15 protein-coding genes and 1 pseudogene are annotated in these 19,014 nt (G+C 68.4%); 5 read left to right on the plus strand and 11 right to left on the minus strand.

Going from position 1 to position 19,014, the window contains the following annotated elements; all coding sequences use genetic code 11:
• Nucleotides 1–3: 3 nt before the first annotated feature.
• The 8 genes from trxA to AB0H62_RS48235 are packed head-to-tail and all read right to left on the minus strand — an operon-like array spanning nt 4 to nt 7,779.
• Complete coding sequence (gene trxA, locus AB0H62_RS48200; RefSeq protein ID WP_220240103.1) at nt 4–486, minus strand: thioredoxin; 483 nt, start codon at nt 484–486, stop codon at nt 4–6.
• Complete coding sequence (gene clpB, locus AB0H62_RS48205) at nt 483–3,113, minus strand: ATP-dependent chaperone ClpB (RefSeq protein WP_220240104.1); 2,631 nt, start codon at nt 3,111–3,113, stop codon at nt 483–485. The genes trxA and clpB overlap by 4 nt, the downstream gene beginning before the upstream one ends.
• Entirely contained in the window at nt 3,104–3,400 is a 297-nt protein-coding gene (locus AB0H62_RS48210) for a chaperone modulator CbpM (protein WP_220240105.1), read from the minus strand. The genes clpB and AB0H62_RS48210 overlap by 10 nt, the downstream gene beginning before the upstream one ends.
• The gene (locus tag AB0H62_RS48215; protein WP_220240106.1) at nt 3,400–4,323 is read right to left on the minus strand and encodes a J domain-containing protein; all 924 of its coding nucleotides are present in this window, start codon (nt 4,321–4,323) and stop codon (nt 3,400–3,402) included. The genes AB0H62_RS48210 and AB0H62_RS48215 overlap by 1 nt, the downstream gene beginning before the upstream one ends.
• A gap of 6 nt (nt 4,324–4,329) precedes the next feature.
• Complete coding sequence (locus tag AB0H62_RS48220) at nt 4,330–4,869, minus strand: nucleotide exchange factor GrpE (RefSeq protein WP_360592677.1); 540 nt, start codon at nt 4,867–4,869, stop codon at nt 4,330–4,332.
• Nucleotides 4,870–4,878: 9 nt separating this feature from the next.
• Nucleotides 4,879–6,759: a molecular chaperone DnaK gene (gene dnaK, locus AB0H62_RS48225; protein ID WP_360592678.1), complete on the minus strand. Its 1,881-nt coding sequence runs from the start codon at nt 6,757–6,759 to the stop codon at nt 4,879–4,881.
• The gene (locus AB0H62_RS48230) at nt 6,759–7,307 is read right to left on the minus strand and encodes a general stress protein (protein WP_360592679.1); all 549 of its coding nucleotides are present in this window, start codon (nt 7,305–7,307) and stop codon (nt 6,759–6,761) included. Before AB0H62_RS48230 ends, dnaK begins: the two co-directional genes overlap by 1 nt.
• A gap of 10 nt (nt 7,308–7,317) precedes the next feature.
• Complete coding sequence (locus AB0H62_RS48235) at nt 7,318–7,779, minus strand: Hsp20/alpha crystallin family protein (RefSeq protein WP_220240110.1); 462 nt, start codon at nt 7,777–7,779, stop codon at nt 7,318–7,320.
• A 165-nt stretch (nt 7,780–7,944) separates the two neighbouring features.
• Between AB0H62_RS48235 and AB0H62_RS48240 the strand changes: the two genes are divergently transcribed.
• Complete coding sequence (locus AB0H62_RS48240; protein WP_360592680.1) at nt 7,945–9,735, plus strand: helix-turn-helix domain-containing protein; 1,791 nt, start codon at nt 7,945–7,947, stop codon at nt 9,733–9,735.
• A gap of 204 nt (nt 9,736–9,939) precedes the next feature.
• On the opposite strand, the gene AB0H62_RS48245 is transcribed toward AB0H62_RS48240, so the two are convergent.
• Complete coding sequence (locus AB0H62_RS48245; RefSeq protein WP_220240111.1) at nt 9,940–11,376, minus strand: MFS transporter; 1,437 nt, start codon at nt 11,374–11,376, stop codon at nt 9,940–9,942.
• 167 nt (nt 11,377–11,543) lie between these two features.
• On the opposite strand from AB0H62_RS48245, the gene AB0H62_RS48250 reads away from it, so the two are divergent.
• From AB0H62_RS48250 to AB0H62_RS48260, 3 genes and pseudogenes are all read left to right on the plus strand, one after another.
• Nucleotides 11,544–12,446 (plus strand): LysR family transcriptional regulator, encoded by a 903-nt coding sequence (locus AB0H62_RS48250; RefSeq protein ID WP_220240112.1) that lies wholly within the window; start codon nt 11,544–11,546, stop codon nt 12,444–12,446.
• A gap of 264 nt (nt 12,447–12,710) precedes the next feature.
• Nucleotides 12,711–13,607, plus strand: coding sequence for an alpha/beta hydrolase (locus tag AB0H62_RS48255; protein ID WP_360592681.1), 897 nt, complete (start codon nt 12,711–12,713; stop codon nt 13,605–13,607).
• 50 nt (nt 13,608–13,657) lie between these two features.
• Nucleotides 13,658–13,813: pseudogene (locus AB0H62_RS48260) on the plus strand (transposase); the annotation flags it as partial.
• Between the two features lie 468 nt (nt 13,814–14,281).
• Here the strand turns inward: AB0H62_RS48260 and AB0H62_RS48265 are convergent.
• Nucleotides 14,282–15,121, minus strand: a complete 840-nt coding sequence (locus AB0H62_RS48265; protein ID WP_360592682.1) for a dioxygenase — start codon at nt 15,119–15,121, stop codon at nt 14,282–14,284.
• 169 nt (nt 15,122–15,290) lie between these two features.
• On the opposite strand from AB0H62_RS48265, the gene AB0H62_RS48270 reads away from it, so the two are divergent.
• Complete coding sequence (locus AB0H62_RS48270; RefSeq protein ID WP_360592683.1) at nt 15,291–16,820, plus strand: 4-hydroxyphenylacetate 3-hydroxylase N-terminal domain-containing protein; 1,530 nt, start codon at nt 15,291–15,293, stop codon at nt 16,818–16,820.
• A 120-nt stretch (nt 16,821–16,940) separates the two neighbouring features.
• Here the strand turns inward: AB0H62_RS48270 and AB0H62_RS48275 are convergent, their stop codons facing one another.
• Nucleotides 16,941–18,950, minus strand: a complete 2,010-nt coding sequence (locus tag AB0H62_RS48275; RefSeq protein WP_360592684.1) for a LuxR C-terminal-related transcriptional regulator — start codon at nt 18,948–18,950, stop codon at nt 16,941–16,943.
• Nucleotides 18,951–19,014 lie beyond the last annotated feature (64 nt).

Here is a 19,014-nt window from a genome sequence, read left to right on the forward strand (position 1 = left end):
AGGTCACCTTCCTCGCTCATGGCTGGCCTCGTGAGCACTTTCCGGTTGCGCTATCGCCTGATCGAGCCACTCGCGCAGCACGTTCACGGGCGCAGCTCCCGCCTGCCGCGCGACTACCTCACCGCCGCGCAGCACCATGAGCGTCGGCACGGCCTTCACGTCAAACCGCTGCGACAGCCTCGGTGCCCTGTCCACGTCGACCTTCACGAGCTTGACCTTCCCGGCCCGCTCCCGTGCGAGCTGGGCCAGCGCGGGGCTGACCTGGCGGCAAGGCCCGCACCAGGCGGCCCAGAGGTCGACCAGCACCGGCATCGTGGCCTGCTCCGCGACTTCCGCGAAGTCGGTCTCGCTGGTGTCGACGATCCAGGGCAGCGGCTCGTGGCAATGCCCGCACGTCGGCTTGCCCGCGGCAGCCGTCGGTACGCGGTTCTTGTGCCCGCAGTGTTCGCAGACGACCGTGCCGGTGCTGCCGGTGTCGGTGCTCATGCCGCGAACCTCCCTTCGCCCCCGCCGAAGGTGACGACGAGCTCGCCGTCCTTGGCGTCGACGGTGATCACCAGCCCCTCGGTCGGTTCACCGCGCAGAAGCGTGCGGCCGATCTTGGTCTCGACCTCGTGGGAGATGTACCGGCGCAGCGGCCGGGCGCCGTACACGGGGTCGAAACCGTGCTGGGCGATGAGCTTCCTCGCCTCTGCGGTGAGCTCGACCGAGATGCCCTGTTCGTCCAGCCGCTGGCGCAGCTCGTCGAACTGCAGGTCGACGATGCGCTCGATCTCGGCCGGTCCGAGCGGGGTGAACAGCACGATGTCGTCGACGCGGTTGAGGAACTCCGGCCGGAAGTGGTGCCGCAGCCCGGCCAGCACGGCGTCCCGGGCATCCGGCTTGATCTCGCCGGTGGAGGTGACCCCGTCGAGCAGGTGCTGCGAGCCGATGTTGGAGGTCATGATGATCACCGTGTTGCGGAAGTCGACGGTGCGGCCCTGCGCGTCGGTGATCCGGCCGTCGTCGAGCACCTGGAGCAGCGTATTGAACACGTCCGGGTGCGCCTTCTCGATCTCGTCGAACAGCACGACCGAGTAAGGCTTGCGCCGCACGGCTTCGGTGAGCTGCCCGCCCTCGTCGTACCCGACGTAGCCCGGCGGAGCGCCCAGAAGCCTCGAGACGGTGTGCCGCTCCTGGTACTCGCTCATGTCGAGCCGGACCATGTTCTCCTCGCTGTCGAACAAGGCCGCCGCGAGGGTCTTGGCGAGTTCGGTCTTCCCGACACCGGTCGGGCCGAGGAAGATGAATGACCCGATCGGTTTGCGCGGATCGCGGATGCCCGAACGTGCCCGGATGATCGCGTCGGCGACCAGCCGGACGGCCTCGTCCTGACCGACCACCCGCTCGTGCAAGATCTCATCGAGCCGCAGCAGCTTTTCCCGCTCGCCTTCCTGCAGCCTGGAAACCGGGATCCCGGTCCACGAGGCGACGATCTCCGCGATCTCTTCCTCGGTGACGACCTCGTGCAGCAGCCGCTTTCGGCCCTGCTTGCCCGCCAGCTGTTCTTCCTCCGCAGCAAGCCGGCGCTCGGCTTCGGTGATCTCGCCGTAGCGCAGCTCGGCCGCGCGGTTCAGGTCGTAGTTCCGTTCCGCTTGTTCGGCTTCTTGGCGCAGTCGTTCCAGTTCGGATCGCAGCTCCTGGACCCGCCGGATTGCCTGACGCTCGGCTTCCCACTGCGCCTTCTTCGAGTCCGCTCCGGCACGAAGATCGGCGAGTTCCCCGCGGAGATCCTCCAACCGCGCCTTGCTGGCGTTGTCGGACTCCTTGGACAGGGCGGCTTCCTCGATCTCCAGGCGGGTGACGCGCCGGGTGAGCTCGTCGAGTTCGGCGGGCATGGAGTCGATTTCCGTACGCAGCCGTGCGCACGCCTCGTCGACGAGGTCGATCGCCTTGTCCGGCAGGAAACGATCGGTGATGTAACGGTGGGACATGGTCGCGGCGGCGACCAGCGCGCCGTCCTGGATCTTGACGCCGTGGAACACCTCGAGCCGCTCCCGCAGTCCACGCAGGATCGAGACGGTGTCCTCGACGGAGGGTTCATCGACGACGATCGGCTGGAACCGGCGCTCCAGCGCGGCGTCCTTCTCGATGTGCTTGCGATACTCATCGAGTGTCGTCGCGCCGATCATGTGGAGCTCACCGCGCGCCAGCATCGGCTTGAGAATGTTCCCGGCGTCCATCGCGCCTTCGGCGGCGCCGGCGCCGACGACCGTGTGGAGCTCATCGACGAAGAGGAGGATGCGCCCCTCTTCCGCTTTGACCTCGGCCAGCACGGCCTTGAGCCGCTCCTCGAACTCGCCGCGGTACTTCGCCCCGGCGACGAGTGCGCCCATGTCGAGGGAGAAAATCGTCTTGTCCCGCAAGCCTTCCGGCACGTCGCCGCGCACGACCCGCTGGGCGAGGCCCTCGACGATCGCCGTCTTGCCGACGCCCGGGTCGCCGATCAGCACGGGATTGTTTTTCGTCTTCCGCGACAGGATCTGGATCACCCGGCGGATCTCGGCGTCCCGGCCGATCACCGGGTCGAGCTTGCCCGACCGCGCGTCGGCGACCAAGTCCCGGCCGTACTTCTCCAGCGCCTCGTACGCGCCCTCAGGGGTCGCCGAGGTGACTCGCTGGTTGCCGCGGATCTTGGTCAGCGCCGCCAAGAACGACTCGCGCGTCACGCCGTATCGGGTCAGCAGCCGCCCCGCGGCGGACTTCGCACCCTCGTCGGCGAGGGCCAGCACGAGATGTTCGACGGAGACGTATTCGTCCTTGAGTCGCTTGCCTTCCCGTTCGGCGGCGTCCAGGAGGCCGGCGAGGCGCCGGGTGAGGTAGACCTGGCCGGGTGCGGCGCCGGGGCCGGTCACCTTCGGTCGCCGCGCGAGTTCCGCCTCGGCGGCTTCGCGAAGACCGTCGACGTCCGCGCCCGCCTGCACCAGCAGCCGGGGCGCCAAACCGTCGGGCTGATCGAGCAGGGCGAGCAGCAGGTGCTCGCCGTCGGTCTCGGTGTGGCCGTGGCGCTGCGCCACGCTCTGGGCCTCCTGCAGCGCTTCCTGCGATTTTTGGGTCAGCTTGCTCATGTCCATCGCCGGTGGCTCCTGACTTGGGCTTCGAGGACGTCGATTCGGTCCAGCAGGTCGAGCACGAGCCCGATGGCCGCGTAGTTGAGGGAAAGGCCCGCGCGCAGGCGCTGGATGCGCGCGAGGGTGGCGACGGCGGACGGGGCGAACCACAGCCGCCCGCTCGCATCGGCGGTGCCGTCCACCAGGCTCAGCGTGACGAACCGGCGGATCAGCTCCGGGTGCAGTCCGCTTCGCGCGGCTACCGTGTCGAGGCTGAGCCGGACGGGACGGGTGAGCAGGTACTCGGCCATCAGGTCCTCCTCGGGTCGAAATCGGACACCGCGGCGAGTTCCTCGAAGAGCTCGCGCTCCCGCTTTCCGAGCTTCTTCGGCACCATCACGCGTACCTCGGCGTAGAGATCGCCCGGCTTGCCCTTGGGGTTGGGCAGGCCCTCGCCGCGCAGCCGCAGCCGCCGTCCGGTTGACGAACCGGGCACGACCCGCACCTTCACCTCACCGTCGGGGGTCAGCACGGGAACCGTGGCGCCGAGCGCCGCCTCCCAGGGCGCCACCGGCAGCTCGACCGTGATGTCGCGCCCGGACAGGCGGTAGCGGGGATGCGGCTTGATCCGCACCACGAGGTAGAGGTCACCGGGCGCGGCGTTCCCGGACGCCCGCCCGCCCTGACCGGTGAGCCGGATGCGCTGCCCGTCGAGCACTCCGGCCGGAATGTCGACGTCGTAATCGCGCTCGCCCGCGCCGGCGATGCTCAGGTGCCGTCGCCCGCCCCGGTAGGCCTCCTCGACCGTCAGTTCGAGTTCGGCCTCCTGGTCGGCGCCCGCGATTGGCCCGGAACCCCGGCTCCGGAAGAAGCCGCCGAGCAGGTCCTCGATGTCGACGTCTTCGAAGCCCGTGAACCCACTGCCGAATCCCGGCCCCGCCTGGGCGTAGCGGCCGCGGCTGCTACCCCGCCCACCGGCACCGGCGTACACCCGCTCGTCGAAGTCGTCGGGAACGCGGCGGAAGTCCGCACCGAACCGGTCGTACTTCTTGCGCTGCTCTGGGTCGGACAGCACCTGGTAGGCCTCGCTGATCTCCTTGAAGCGCTCTTCGGCGCCCGGGTCGGAGTTCACGTCGGGGTGGAGCTGCCGCGCCAGCTTCCGATACGCCCGCTGGATCTCGTCTGTGCTCGCGGTTTTGGCGACACCGAGGGCCTCGTAGAAATCGGTTGCCACCGGCCATCACCCCTGTGACTTGGACACCGTCACGGCCGTCGGCCGCAGCTGGTGCCGGTCGGTCCCGTAGCCGGGGCGCACCACACGGGTCACGGTGTTCGGTTCGGTGGCGGGGTCGTCGACGACGGCGACGACCTCATGCCTGTTCGGGTCGAACCGGACGCCGGTTTCGTCGTCCCGCGGGTACCCGAGCGCGGCGAGCAGCTGGACGGCTTGATCCCGGATCGCGTGGACGCCCTGCACGATGGCCGACGGGTCAGCCTCGGCGTGCGCGAGCGCCAGTTCGAGGTTGTCGAGCACCGGAAGCCAGGCCGCCGCGACCCTCGCCCGCTCGGCTTCCACCTCCCGCCGCATCTCCGTGGCATGGCGCTTGCGCACGTTGTCGAGGTCGGCCACGGCCCGCCGCCACCGGTCCTCGAGCTCGGCGAGTTTCTCCTCCGCCCCGGCCGCCGGGGCCGGCACTTCCTGCGGGCCGGGCGCTGTGCCGGCCTCGGCGACCTCCTCGGAGGGGTTTCCCTGCGCCGCTGCCTTTCCTGGGGTGGTCATCGATCCGCCTCACGCCCGGTCGAAGTCCGCGTCGATCACGTCGTCCTCGTCGGCCGATTGCTGCGTGCCGCCGCCGGAACCGCTGCCACCTTCGCCGCCGCCGCTTGCCCGGGGAGCGTTGAGCCCGGCCAGCACCTGCTGCAACTCCGAGGTCAGCGAACGGACCTGGTCCACCGGAGCCGCGTTCTTCACGGCTTCACGAGCCTCTTGGACGAGCATCTCCGCCCGCGCCTTCTCGTGTGGCGGGGTGGTGTCCGTGATCGCCCGTTCGACCTGGTACGCCGCCGAGTCCAGCAGGTTGCGCGCGTCGACCTCCTCACGCAGCCGCAGGTCCTCGGACCGGTTGCGTTCGGCTTCGGCGACCATGCGGTCGATCTCCGCCTGGTCGAGATTCGAGCTCTCGCTGATCGTGATGCCCTGCTGCGCACCGGTGTCCTTGTCCTTGGCGGTGACATCGAGGATGCCGTTGGCGTCGACGTCGAAGGTGACCTCGACCTGGGGCTCGCCCCGCGGCGCCGGCCGGATGTCGGTGAGCTGGAAGCGCCCGAGCACCCGGTTGTCGGCGGCCCTTTCCCGTTCGCCCTGTAGCACCACGACGTCGACCGCGGGCTGGTTGTCCTCCGCGGTGGAGAACACCTCGGTCCGCCGCGCCGGGATGGTCGTGTTGCGCTCGACGATCTTCGTCATCACGCCGCCCCGGGTTTCGACACCGAGGGACAGCGGGGTGACGTCGAGCAACAGGACGTCCTTGACCTCGCCCTTGAGCACACCGGACTGGACCGCCGCACCGAGCGCGACGACCTCGTCCGGGTTGACGCTCATGTTCGGGTCCTTGCCACCGGTCAGCCTGCGGACCAGGCTCTGCACGGCCGGGATCCGCGTCGATCCGCCGACCAGGATGACCTCGTCGATGTCGTTCGCGGTCACCTTCGCGTCGGTCATTGCCTGCTTGACCGGGCCAAGGCACCGCTCGACCAGGTCCGCGGTGATCTGCTCGAACACCGAGCGCATCAAGGTGGTCGTGAGGTGCTTCGGGCCGTCTTTGTCCGCGGTGATGAACGGCAGGCTCACGCTCGTCTGGCTGACCGAGCTGAGCTCGACCTTCGCCTTCTCCGCGGCTTCGAAGAGCCGTTGCAGCGCCTGCGGATCCGCACGCAGGTCGATGCCGTTGTCCTTCTGGAACTGATCGGCAAGGTGGTCCACGATCCGGCGGTCGAAGTCGTCACCCCCGAGATGAGTGTCCCCGGCGGTCGACCGGACCTCGACCACGCCGTCTCCGACGTCGAGCAGGCTCACGTCGAAGGTGCCGCCGCCGAGGTCGAACACGAGAACCGTCTCGTGGTTCTTCGAGTCGAGCCCGTAGGCGAGCGCGGCGGCGGTCGGCTCGTTGATGATGCGCAGGACCTCGAGGCCGGCGATCTTGCCGGCGTCCTTGGTGGCCTGCCGCTGAGCGTCGTTGAAATACGCCGGCACGGTGATGACGGCCTCGGTCACCCGCTCGCCGAGGAACTTGCCCGCGTCGTCGGCGAGCTTGCGCAGGATCTGCGCGCTGATCTCCTCCGGCGAGTAGAGCTTGTCGCGGACCTTGAACCGGACGACGCCGCCCTCACCCTCGACGACGTCGAAGCCGACAGCCTTGGCCTCGTCGCCGATCTCGTCGTATTTCCGGCCAATGAACCTCTTCGCGGAGTAGACGGTGCCCTTCGGGTTGAGGATCGCCTGCCGGCGGGCCAGCTGGCCGACAAGCCGCTCCCCGCTTTCGGTGAACGCGACAACCGACGGCGTGGTCCGGGTGCCTTCGGAGTTGGCGATGACCGTGGGTTCGCCGCCTTCCCAGGTGGCGATCACCGAGTTGGTCGTACCCAGGTCGATGCCGACCGCCTTGGCCATCAGACACTTCCCTTCATCTTGGCGAGCAGGTTCTTGGCGTCGTCGGCAACCGCTTCGTCGGCGACGACCTCGTAGCGGGTGGGCGTCATGACTCGGACCGAGGCGAAGTCGCGGCGGCCACGCTGGAGCGTGTGGATCACCAGGCCGAAGATCGCGCCGATCACTGCGCCGAACAGCAGTCCATACACGGCGAGGGTGAAGGCGGCCAGCAACGGCGTGAACCAGTTGAAGATCCCGAACAGCCAGCCGATCAGCAGTCCCGTGACGGCACCCGAGCCGGCTCCGCGCAGCGCGGCGCCGCCGTAGTTCAGGCGCCCGACGACCTGCTCGACCAGCTTGACGTCCGAGCCGATGATGGCGACCCGCTGGACCGGGAAGCCGTTGTCCGACAGGTAGTCAACGGCACGCTCGGCTTCGCTGTAGGTCTCGTAAGCGCCGATCGGACGACGCTGGCCCGCGGCGCGCTGTTCCGACGTGAGCTTTTCTGAAGCTTGCTGGTCCGAAGAGTGGCGCGGTGATGGCGCCGCGGCGCCCGGCTGCGCAGTCATCTTCTGGCTCCTAGACGTTCGCGTGTTCTTCTCGGGAAGCCTTGATCTGAGGCTTCTTTTCGGCCGTCTCGGTGCCACTGCCGACTTCGACCTTGCGAGGCTTGCTGGCTTCGGCAACCGGGATACCGAGCATCAGCACACCGTGGTCGACCTCCGCGGACAGCCGCGTGCTGTCCAGGTTGTCGCCGAGGAAGAATTGGCGGCTGAACTCACCCTGCGGCCGTTCGTCGACCACCAGTTCGTCACCTTCACGGCGCAGCGGGGCGCGACGGGCACGCACGGTCACCACATTGCGTTCCACCGTCACGTCGACGTCGTCGGGGTCCACTCCCGGTAGGTCCAGCGCGACGACGAACTGGTCGCCGCGGCGGAAGGCCTCGATCGGCATCGCCCGCGGGCCGCGGGCACCTACCAGGGCCTGCTCGGTCAACCGTTCGAGATCGCGGAACGGGTCGAAACGCATCAATGTCATGACTCTCCTCATTCCTCGTCCGGGTACTTGTCGCACAGAGACCTACCGCGTCCAACGGACTTTGCGACGCGTTTCTCCTAGCGGACACGAGTTTTGCGGGTACCGAGAGAATCGGGACCGTCGCAGCGGCCTCTCGGGACACAACACACCGTGACAAGGACGGCCATGTTCGCGCGTGCGCCCGGCAGGTCGAAATTCGCGCGAACGATCGACCCGGCAGAGCAGGATCATCCGTGTAAAATTTTGACCAGTCGGCGGTCGGAGGCCCGGATGACATCCGCGGCGGCGGGCGGAGCCCACCAAAATCCACAAGGGTCGGACAGCTGGTGGCGTGGCCACTTGTCGAATTTGCGCGGGCTCTTCGTCGTTTCGGCGACGATGTTCGACGGCCGCGAAGCCGACGACATCATTCGGCTGGCCGCCACCTCGGTGCTGTCGCTGAGCGGCTGTGGCGCCAAGGCGGTGTACCTGATCATCGACGGCGCACTGAGCCGTCGTGATGACGCGGAGCCGGACGCGGAGCTCGACCGACAGGTCCGTCTCCTCGACGGCGACAGCGGCTCGCTCGTCCTACCCGACGGCGATTGGTACTGGGGCTTCGCGCTGCATGGCCTGAGCGGCCTGAAAGGCTACCTGGTGGTGCACGCGGCAATGGAGCCGTCGAAGGACGAGTTCTTCTTGCTCGAGGCGCTCAGTCAGCAGGCGGCGGATGCGCTGGCGAACGCCGCGCTCCACCGGCGGGAGCGGGAACAGGCCCTCGACCTGCAGGAGCTCAACGGCAGGCTGTCCGCATCGGTCGCCCGGCTCGAGCAACAGACACACGTGCACGAGGTACTCACCAACATCTCCGTGTCCGGTGCGGGCGAGCCCGGCATCGCCCACGCGCTGCACCAGCTGACATCGTTGCCGGTCGCGATCGAAGACCGGTTCGGCAACCTGCGGGCCTGGGCCGGTCCCGGCAAGCCCGACCCGTACCCGAAGCCCAAATCCCACCGGCGCGAGGAGCTACTCAGGCGCGCCGCGGCGGTACCACATCCGGTCCGGGAGAAGGACCGGTTGATCTCGCTGGTCAAACCGCGCTACGAGGTGCTCGGGGTGGTGGCGCTCGTGGACCCCCGCAGGACCGTGGGCAGCCACGAGGTGTTCGCGCTCGAATACGGGACAACGGTGCTGGCGCTGGAGCTGTCCCACCAGCGCAATCTCGCCGAGGTCGAGCTACGCCTGCACCGTGACCTGGTCGACGACCTGATCACCGGCACCGACGACGAGAGCGCCTACGCTCGCGCCGACGCGATCGGGCACGACCTGCGCGGCCCTCATTACGCGATCGTCGTCCAATGGGGCGGACGGCAGGCCGACGACGCCCTCGCCCACGCCACCGGCCGGGCGGCTGCGTCGCTTCAGCTGAGCTCGATGATCTCGCGGCGCGCGGGAGCGGTGGTGCTCCTCGTCAGCGGCCGCCTGGACGGGGACGCGCTGTACCGCACCCTCTCGGAGAGCCTCGGAAGCGCCTGCGCGATCGGGGTCGGTGCCCGCTGCGACAGCCCTGGCGATTTTCCGAGGTCCTACTCGGAAGCCTTGCGAGCCTTGGACATCCGTCAGAAATCAAGGTCACCCAATGGTGCGACGGCCTTCGACCAACTGGGCATTTATCGCATTCTGGACACTGGAGACAATCGCGCCGAAATCGTCGCGTTCGTGCGGGAATGGTTGGGCCAGCTTCTCGACTACGACGAGCAAAAGAACACGAATCTGGTCCAGACGCTGTCGCAGTACCTCGAATGCGGCGGACACTACGACGAGACCGCTTCCGCGTTGGTGATCCACCGCAGCACCCTGCGCTACCGGCTGGGCCGGATCCGGCAGATCACCGACCGCGACCTCAATGACGTCGACAGCAGGCTCAACCTGCACGTGGCCTCCAGGGCATGGAAGGTCCTGCAGGGTTCCGAGTGAGCGAGGAGGGCTTGCTCGAAGCGACGGCGCGGCGGTAGCGGATTCGCCTGGTGCTATCGCCGGCGGGTTCGGTCTGATGACGCGCCCCCGGCCCGGCGAACAGCTCGCCAGGTAACGCTTCCGGTCAGCCCGCCGTAGGACCTGTCAGCTTTTACCGAGTTGCGGGGCGGGCGGCGCGGAGGGCGGTGCGCCCGGGCCAGCCTGCTAGTGCCCGGGTTCACCGCGGTGTGATTTCGTGCTGAGCTGGAGCGCAACGATGACCGCGGCGAGGACTGCGAGACCGGTCGCGATGAGAAATGACAGGCGGTAGCCATCCACCAGTGATCCGCCGTGGCCGTCGGTGGCCGCCGCGGCCGCGGTGGCGAGGATCGCGAGGCCGACTGCGGCGCCGGTCTGCTGGCTGGTGGTGAACAGCGCCCCGGCCAGTCCCTGGTCGCTGCCCCGAACCCCGCTGGTGATCGCGATCGACGCGGTCGGCAGCGCCAGCCCGACGCCGGCCGCAGTCAGCACCAGCCCCGGCAGCACCGCCGCCGGGTAGCTGGCCCCGGTGGTGATCTGCGCGAGCCACAGCTGCCCGGCGCCCATGCAGGCCAGCCCGGCCAGCAGGACGGCCTTGATGCTGAACCGGGCCAGCAGCCGGCGGGTACCGAGGGTGGAGACAAACACCACGGTCACGGTCGACGGGCCCAGCGCCAGGCCGGTCGCCACCGGGCTGAACCCCAGCACCCTCTGCATGTACAGCGACGCGAAGTACACGTAGCCGGCCAGGATGGCGCCGATCAGCAGCATCGCCGCGATCGCGGCCCGCCGGGCCGGCTCCGCCAGGATCGACAGGGGCAGCATCGGGGCCGCCGACCGTTTTTCGGCGAACACGAAGCCCGTGCTCAGCAGCACCGCCAGGGCGAGAGCGATGATGGTGACGGGCGCGGTGAAGCCGTGCTGTTGCCCGCTGCTGAGTCCGAAGATCAGCGCTGCGATGCCGGTGGTCACCAGTAGTGCCCCGCGCACATCGACGCTGCCGCCGCCACCGGACCGGTTCCCGGCCGGCAGCTGCGGGACCAGCGTGAGCATGATGGCGATGATCGGCGGGTTGATCAGGAACACCGCCCGCCAGCCGAAGTACTGGGTGAGCAGCCCGCCGGCCACCACCGCGGCGGTTGCGCCCGCGGCGGTGGTGGCCTGCCAGATCGCCAACGCCCGGTTGCGCGCAGCCCCTTCTGCGTTGGTCGTCGTCAGCAGCGACAGCGCAGCCGGGGACACCATCGCCCCAGCCGCGCCCTGCACGATCCTGGCGATGATCAGCATGATCGGCCACTGCGCGAGCCCGCAGGCCAGCGACGCGATCCCGAACAAGGCCAGGCCGGCGGCCAGCACCTGCCGCCGGCCGAGCAGGTCCGCCAGGCGACCACCTGCCAGTAGCAGCGACCCGAAAGCCAACGCGTACCCGGTGACGATCCACTGCAACTCCGCCGCGGGCATGCCCAACTCCCGCTGGATCGACGGCAATGCCACGTTCACGATGCTGAAGTCCAGCTGCAGCACGAATTGGGCGGCGCAGATCAGCGAGATGACGAACACGGCCCGCCGCGAGCCGCCCGCAGCGGGCAGTGGCGCGGCGCGATTCGTCGAGTGGTCTGCCATGGGCGGATCTCCTGTCCTGACTGTGTTCCTTACTGGTTCGTCGGCGTCAACCACGCCCGTCAGAACTTCGATGCCGGTCCGGCGGCAGTGCGCACAGATGCACTGCATCTGCCTGACAGATGACACTGTCCAGATATGCTGCAATTCAGGCCTGGAGGCGGTGTCCGATGGAACTCAGACAGCTACGTCATTTCCTGGCGTTGGTCGAGGAACGCAGTATCACTCGCGCTGCCAAGCGCGAGCTCATCGTGCAATCAGGCCTGTCGAATTCCCTCCAGGCCCTCGAACGCGAACTCGGTACGCCCCTCTACGTCCGCGGAACCCGGCCCGTCCGGCTCACTGCGGCCGGCGAGGCTTTGGTGGGCCCGGCTCGCCGGACCTTGACCAGCGCTGCGCAGGCGGAACAGGCCGTACACCACACCCGTGACGTGCTCATCGGCACACTGCGCGTCGGCGTCTCGCACTCCACTCAGCATCTGGTGCCGTTCATTTCCTATCTCGGCGAGTTCACCCGCGAACATCCCGGCATCGACCTACGCCTGCAGTACGCGCCCGCGTTGACGATGATCTCGATGGTCGAGGCGGGAGAACTGGATTGCGTGATCGGGCCCGCGGTCAACCAGGTCCCGGGCCTCCGGATGACTCGCCTGGCGCGAGAACCGCTGCACCTCGTCTGCCGTGCTGATCACCGCCTGGCAGAGCAGGCTGAGGTCCACATCAGACAACTCGCCAACGAGCGGTTCGTCGAAGTACCCGCAGGTTGGACGGGTCGCCTGTTGAGTGACGCCGCGTTCGCCGGCGAAGGCATACCGCGCCGCATCGTCTGTGAGGTCGGCGACTGGGAACTGTTCCTCGAGCTGGTCAGCGCAGGCGTCGGTATCGGCTTCGCTCCAGCCGGCCTGCACTACCCGGTGCTCACCGCACCAGACAGCGTTCTGCGGCTCATCGCCGTTGAGGACATGCACCCGGAAAGGCACATCTACCTGATCCTGCCCTCGGTGGGCGAGACCAGTCCGGCAGCACAGCGGTTCGCCGATCAGCTGCTGCGCATCCACCACGCGGGCAGCTGATCGTCACCGGTAATCCAACCCAGCCTTGCCACCTCGGAAGTGGCGGCTGCCGGTGCGCCCATGGGGCGACCATCTGATCGTCAGATGCACTCCATCTGTGACAGGTGCGCCGCAGGCGACATCGGCGGCCACGGAGACACGGTTGTATGAAGCGAAACTTCCATGCCGACCGTGGACGCCGACCCAACGGCCGCCGCAGCCGCTCTGGAAGATCCACCACCCAGTCGGCGCCTACACGGCCGAAGAGAAAAGGAGTTCGCCGAGATGAACCTCACCGACCACGCCGGAGTCCGGCTCACACACGGCAAACCCAAGGTCAACGGCGTGGAGATCCACTACGCCATCGGCGGGGCCGGCGAGCCGGTGTTCTTGCTGCACGGCGTGCCGAAGACCATGTCGTACTGGCGCCACCTCGTGCCGCTGCTGACCCCGCACTACACCGTCGTCGCGGTCGACAACCGAGGCGCCGGCGGCTCCCAGCGCCCCCTGACCGGCTACGACACCGCCACGATGGCCGCCGACGTCGCCGACCTGGCCACCCACCTGGGATTCGACCAGTTCCGCGTCGCGGGAGAGGACTGGGGCGCGGCCATCGCCTACGCCGTCGCGGCCTTCCACCGGCCCCGGGTGCGGCAGCTGGTGTTCCAGGAAACGCTCCTGCCGGGATTGCCGGCCGGCCCGGGATTGCCGGGCGGCGGACCCGACCCTTCGCTCGCTGCCGACGACGTCCGCACCGGCTGGCACTTCAGCTTCTTCAGCCTGCCGCACGTGCCCGAGCTGTTGCTAGCCGGACGGGAACGGCCGTTCTGGACCTGGTACGCCCGACGCCAGATGTGGGACCCCACCGCGCTGGCCGAGGAGGACGTCGACGAAATAGTGCACTCGGCCGAGCAGCCGGGCGGCACCCGGGCCATCTTGGAGATGTACCGCGCCCGCCAGGCCGACGCCGAACAGAACCGCCCGCATTACGCCGACCCGATCACCTGCCCGGTCCTGGCCGTCGGCGCCCAGGCCTATCTCGGGGACGCGGTGTCCCAGCAGCTCGCGCAGGTGGCCGGCGACGTCCGCAGCGTCGTCATCCCCGCGTCCGGTCACAACATCGCGTGGGAGAACCCCGCCGCCCTGGCCCAGGCCTACCTCGACTTCTTTGCCGCCGGCTAAGAGCGTGTCTCAGTAGGGGTTTGGCTGGTCTTGGTGGATGATCTTGGGTTGTGGATGATCTGTCTCGGCGGTTGGTGCCGGATGAGTTGTGGGCGCTCGCGGAGCCGCTGATTCCGGAGCACGGGGTTCGTCGGCAGGGTGGTGGACCGGCGCGGATCGACGACCGGGCGGTGTTCACGGCGATCGTGTTCGTGTTGACCAGTGGGCCGAGATGAGTTGACGGGTCGGGCGTAGGTGGTGATTCTGCGTAAGCTCGTGGGTTACCAGATCGCCGGGTTTCGTGGTGCTGTGCAGAACAGTCGCGCCGCTGCGATCACGCTGGACCCGCTCGAGGACCGATCGTGGTCGTGGGCATTCGGCAGTACCTGCAGCAATGGGTGCAGCGGGACGGGAACCTCGCCGGCGGGCCGGCGAAATGCGAAATGAGGCGTTCAGCGAGAACCCACCGGACGCGCCGGCCACGAAAGAAGATCTCCTCACCACCTCCGCAGAAGTGACCACTTCCTCCAGCTGCCTGGTTTGTGGTTGCTGGTAGAGGAAACGTGCCCGAAACGCCGGCGCTGGACCGTCCACCGACGGATCAAACGCCCGGTTCGTCGTCGACTTAATATGCCAGTTATGACGACGCACCGGGCGCCGGAGTTTTGCAGCCACGGGTTGGCGGCGATCGAGCCTCAGTGCAGGCGGTCCAGCACCAAGGTGTGTTCGACGAGATCGTACGGCCCGTCCCGCCCCTCTCGGAGGTCACGTCGGTACAGCAGCGACTGCTTGGTGCCGAACACCGGGTCGTTGGTGAGGTACGGGTCGTCGTCGCGGAACAGCATCGTCGTCACGGTCGAGAAGCCTGGTGCCGCGATCCGGACGTGGATGTGTCCGGGACGCATGACCGGCCGTCCGGTGGCGTGCATCAGCTCGCCGACGGGTCCGTCGTCCGGAATCGGGTAGGGCGCCGGCGCGATGCTGCGGATCGTGACCGTCCCGTCCGGGCCGGTGCGGAACAGTCCGCGCATCGCGGCGGCGTCCAGGCCGGGCACGTCGGAGTCGTAGTGGCCGTGGCTGTCGGCGTGCCACACGTCGAATTCGGCTCCGGGGACCGGAGCGCCGGTGGTGTCGACCACGGTGGCGTGGAACAGCAGTGGTGTGCCGGGGAGCCCGTTGGAGATGTCGGCGCCGTCGGCGAACTCCGGCCGTACCTCCCGGTAGAAGGGGCCCTGGACGCTGTTTTCTGTCGTGCCGGTGCTACGTCGGTGGTTGACCGTGTCGACGAGCATGGTCACCCCGAGCACGTCGGAGAGCAGGATGAACTCCTGCCGTTTGTCATCGGACTTCTGTCCGGTTCGGGTCAGGAACTCGATCGCATACGCCCATTCGGCCTCAGTGAGATCCACGTCGCGGACGAAGTCGTGCAGGTGCTGCACCAGCGCGGACAGCACCGTGCGGATTCGCGAGTCCGGCGTGTCCACCAGTGTCTGCAGCACCGCTTCGGTGATGGTCTTCTCGTCCGGGTCCAGCATTTGTTCCTCCTCGTGCTTGCGCCGGAAACGTAGCCGGACTGCCGTTAGCCGCGGCGAAATCACGTGTTAACTCAGATTCACCCGGCGAGCTCGAGTTTGTCTCACCCCGCTGCGCGGCATGGTCGGTACCGGCGCATCGAGACGCGCCACTGATCGGAAGGAGCGACCTGTGCTGCGAACCGGTAAGGAATACCTGGACGCACTGGACGACGGCCGTGTGGTGTGGGTCGGGGACGAAAAGGTCGACAACGTAGCCACCCATCCGAAGACGCGTGACTACCCGAAGCGCATCGCGGACTTTTACGACCTGCACCACCGGGACGACCTGCGCGATGTCATGACCTTCATCGACGACGCCGGTGAGCGTCGTTCGATGACCTGGTTCCGTCACACGACGAAGGACGAGTTGAAGCAGAAGCGCGGTTATCTGGAGACGGTGATCCGCGAGCTCGACGGCGGCGCCGTACCGAGGACGCCGGACGTCAACAACTACGTGCTGCACACCTACAAGGACGATCCCGTGCCGTGGAGTGAGCAGTCGCAGGGCACCGGTGGGCGTGACCTGACAGTGGGAATCCAGGAGTTCTGGGACCTGATGGTCGACGGCGACCTCAACGCCGCGCCGGCGTTCGTCGACCCGCAGGCGGACCGGTCGCGTGAGTCGGCTCAGGCCGAGTCGCCGGCGCTGCGGATCGTGGAGACCCGCGAGGATGGCATCGTTGTGCGGGGTGTGAAGGCCATCGCGACGGGTGCGGCGTTCGCCGACTACATCCACATCGGGGTGTTCTTCCGTCCGGGTATCACCAGCGAACAGGTCATCTTCGGCGCGGTCCGGGCGAACACCCCTGGCGTCACTCTGGTCTGCCGGGAAAGCACGGTGAAGGAAGGGCAGTACGAAGAGCACCCGCTGGCTGCCAAGGGCGACGAGCTGGACACCACGATCCTCTTCGACGACGTGTTCATCCCGTGGAACCGGGTCTTTCACATCGGCAACCCGAAGCACGCTTCGCTCTACCCCCAGCGGGTGTTCGACTGGCTGCACTACCAGGCGCTCGTGCGCCAGACGATCCGCGCCGAGGTGATGGTCGGCCTGGCCCTGCTGATCACCGAGCACGTGGGGACCTATCAGCTGCCGCCGGTCAAGGCTCGGCTGGCGCAGCTCGTCGGCTTCCACCAGACGCTGCGCGCCCACGTGCTCGCCTGTGAGGAAGACGGGTTCACCACACCAGGCGGTCTGTACAAGCCGAGCGTGCTGCTGTTCGACTTCGGCCGGGCCTACTACCTGGAGAACGTGCCCCGGATGGTCAACGAGCTGGTCGATCTGGCCGGGCGATCATCGCTGATCTTCCCCACCGAGAAGCAGTGGAACCAGCCGGAGCTGCGCCGGTGGCTCGAGCCGTTGCAGACCGGTCCGATCGGGCGGCCGCACGACCGGCTCAAGATCAGCCGGGTCATCCGGGATCTGTACCTCTCGGACTGGGGTGACCGGATCAGCGTGTTCGAGAACTTCAACGGAACCCCGTTGCTGGCGGTGCGAATGCTGACCATGGCTCGCGCCGAGATGGCACCGTCGGGTCCGCTGGCCGACCTCGCGCGAAAGATCGCCGGTATCGAGCCGGCAACCCCGAAGGACGACGGGAAGACGGAGTACGCCGGGCAAGCCGCCTACGCACGCCAGCAGGACGCGCGGGCCCATTGACCGCCAGACCGCGGCTTGGGACGGCCGGTGCCCACCACCCGGCCGTTTCGGGCCGCCACCAAGCCGGAGAGTGAGACAGGCGGGCACCGCACTTCATCGGCTTGGCGAGGCCTGCGCCGGTCACGCTCCGCCGGTAGGCGCGGCGCGGTCGGTAACCGTGCCGCACGCGGCTCCCCGGCTGACGGCATCGGCGCGGTCGTGGGCACCCAGCTTGCGGAACACAGATCGGACATGGGTTTTCACGGTGTTGTGCGAGACGTGCAGTTCGGCTGCGATCTCACGCAGGGTCAGCGGCCCGGACAGGGCGCGGAGCACGGCGCGTTCCCGGTCGGACAGCACGGCCGGGCGGAGATCCGGAGCCCCGCAAGGCCATTGCTCCTCGAACAAGTTGGCGAGCACCGGGCCGTACCGGAGGTCGGCGAGTGCGGCGCGCGCCTGTGCGTGGGCTCTCCGCCGGTGCCGAGCGTCCCCCAAAGCGGACGTGGAGTGCGCGTGGAGGAGAGCCGAGAACGCCTCCGCGTGGGGAGCGGCGGGTACCAGAGTCGCCGTAGGGGGCGGAATTCTGACGCGGTCCGCGCCCGCCCTGGCCGCCAGACACGCGGTTGCGACGACGGGAGCTACACACCGCGTCGGATCGAGCTCGTGCAGGGCAACTGCTTGCGTGGCCGAGGCCAGCGCGGCTGTGGCGTCGCCGGCGAGCAGCAACCCGGCGGTGCGTGCGTCCAGTGCCCGCACCGCGACATCCCGATAGCCGAGCCCGTCCGCGTCGCGAGCCGTCACGGCGAGCTGCTCGGCGACGTCGGCTGCCTGCCCCTCCCACACCCCGACTGTGCCGAGCGCGGCGTCAGCCATGAACAGCCACCAGGGCTGGGCTCCTGCCTGTCGGTGGGTAGCGATTGCTCGCATGGCGTCGCACTGTGCGGCGGCCAGATCGCCGCGATGCAGTGCCAGCCACGCCCGCACTGCAAGCGCCGGGCCACCGTCTGAACCGGCGAGCCGGGTCGCCGCACGGGCGGGGTGCCCGCAAGCCAGCTCGGCTGCCGCGGCGATCGCGTGAGCCTCGGCGGGCATCGTCGGCACCTCGTCGAGCCGTGCGAGCAGGGTGTGCGGGTGCGCCGCCGGCCAGGTTTCGATTGCTGTGCAGATAGCGACGTCGGGTAGCCCGGCCATTCGGGCATGCTCGTAGGCGGCGTCCGGATCGCCTTCCTGCCGCAGGCGCTCTGCCGCGCGGGCGTGCAGAACCTCTGTGGCATCGGGGTGTTCCGCCGTCAGCACCGAGCTGAGCACGAGCCGCAGCACCGGGTGGCACCGCAGACCGGACCCGGTCCGCCGCAACAGCAGCGAGGACGCGGCCAGTGTGCTCAGCGTCTCGCCGGCAGCAGGTAGCGCCGTCACTTCCGCACAACGATCGGGCGTCAGCTCCGTCAGGACGCTGCTGTACAGCAGCAGCCGACGTTGGCGTGAGGTGACGCGTTCGAGCACCTCGGCGCGGAAGAAATCCTCGACCGATGGCACGGGATATGGCAGGGGAGCGCCGGGCGGTTGGTTCCGCAGGGCCATGCCGGCCAGCCGCAGGCCGGTCGCCCAGCCCTCGTACCCGCGCCACAGTGCTGCCGCTTCTGCCCGGTCGACCAGGCGGCCGGCCGTGGCCGACAGCAGTTGCCGTGTCTCCGCCAGGTCGAGCCGCAAGTCCTCTTCGGTGAACTCGGCGAGGCGCCCGGCAGCGCGAAGCGCGGCGACCGGCCCGCTCGGCCGGCGTGCCGTGGCCAGCAGGACCCTGACTGTGTCGGGGGCCCGGCGTACGAACTCGTCCAGCGCTGCCCTGGTTACCGGGTCCTCGATGACGTCCAACCCGTCGAGCACGACCGCTAATGACCCGGTCGAAGCCAGCGCGTTGAGCAGCTCGGGGATGATCTCGGTGAGCAGGGTCGTTTCGTCGTCGAGCAGTGCTGCCGGGGGTGTCGGAACGTCGGCGCAGTAGGGCCGTACCGATTCGAGCACTGCGGACCACACGCCCGCCGGGCTGTCGTCGTGGCTGCTCAGGCTTACCCAGGCACACCGCCGGGGGGCGACCCATTGGGCCAGCAGCACGGTTTTCCCGGCGCCTCGAGGCGCGGCCACCAGGATCACTTGTTCGATGACCGCGTCCAGCCGGGCCAGCAGTCGCGTGCGACGCACGTCGTCCGGGTGCGGG

Source organism: Amycolatopsis sp. NPDC050768, assembly GCF_040654155.1.
GTDB lineage: Bacteria > Actinomycetota > Actinomycetes > Mycobacteriales > Pseudonocardiaceae > Amycolatopsis.